Source organism: Microvirga sesbaniae, assembly GCF_025460805.1.
Classification (GTDB): Bacteria; Pseudomonadota; Alphaproteobacteria; order Rhizobiales; family Beijerinckiaceae; genus Microvirga; species Microvirga sesbaniae.
On sequence record NZ_JAMXFJ010000125.1, the window covers coordinates 1 to 792 of the forward strand.

Genomic DNA, 792 nt, shown 5'->3' on the forward strand with positions numbered 1-792 from the left:
ATAAGCTCGGTCCGTTTAATTGAGCCTGAAGCGAGCTCCGAGGTTTCTCCGGCGATGAAGGCCCCCTCCCCTCCTAAAGCCAACCTAATCGGCTATGCCCGTGTTTCTACAGAGGACCAGGCAACAGACCCCCAGATTGGTGGGATCCGTCGCAAATCCGGAGTAGGGACGCGACAATGGCAGGTCTTCATTACGCGCTCATGCAGCGAGCCGCTCAAATTGCTCGGCGAGTGACAGCTCCTGATTGCAGGCATATTTCGCCTGCCCGCTTGCGCATCATATGGATCAGCTCGATTCCGCCCAGAATCACGCGGGCGCTGGCGACGGATTTGAAGCCGAGGATGGGGCGCAGACAGCGTTTGATGGCGCGATGATCTTGCTCGATCCGATTGTTGAGGTATCGACTCTGCCTGATCCTGATCGGCTTGAGCCTGCGTCGAGAACGGTCCTGAAGACGGCTCTCGGCATCACACGGCAGGATGGCTTCCCGGTTGGTCTGGCTGCCGTCGATGACGATCCGTTCGGGTCGGCCGTGCCGGTTCAGCGCCGTGCGCAGAAACCGTTTGGCAGCAATGAGGTCCCGTCGTTCGCTGAACCAGAACTCGACCGTATCGCCATGGTTGTCGATGGCCCGGTAGAGATACGTCCAACGCCCGCGCACCTTGATGTAGATACCGTCTGAGCGGTCAAGTCCGATGGGCAAGCGGAAACTGGTAAACGGTCCCGCTCCTAAGCACGCCAAAGCAGATGTGAACCAGTTTACGCATGGCGGCCCCTAAGGTCGACATCTTG

2 pseudogenes are annotated in these 792 nt (G+C 58.8%); one reads left to right on the forward strand and one right to left on the reverse strand.

The annotated features are described in order from the left end of the window. Positions 1-234, forward strand: a pseudogene (locus OCW50_RS33095) (hypothetical protein); the annotation flags it as partial. Here the strand turns inward: OCW50_RS33095 and OCW50_RS33100 are convergent. Next, positions 199-679: pseudogene (locus tag OCW50_RS33100) on the reverse strand (IS6 family transposase); the annotation flags it as partial. The pseudogenes OCW50_RS33095 and OCW50_RS33100 sit on opposite strands and share 36 nt — an antisense overlap. Between the last annotated feature and the right edge of the window lie 113 nt (positions 680-792).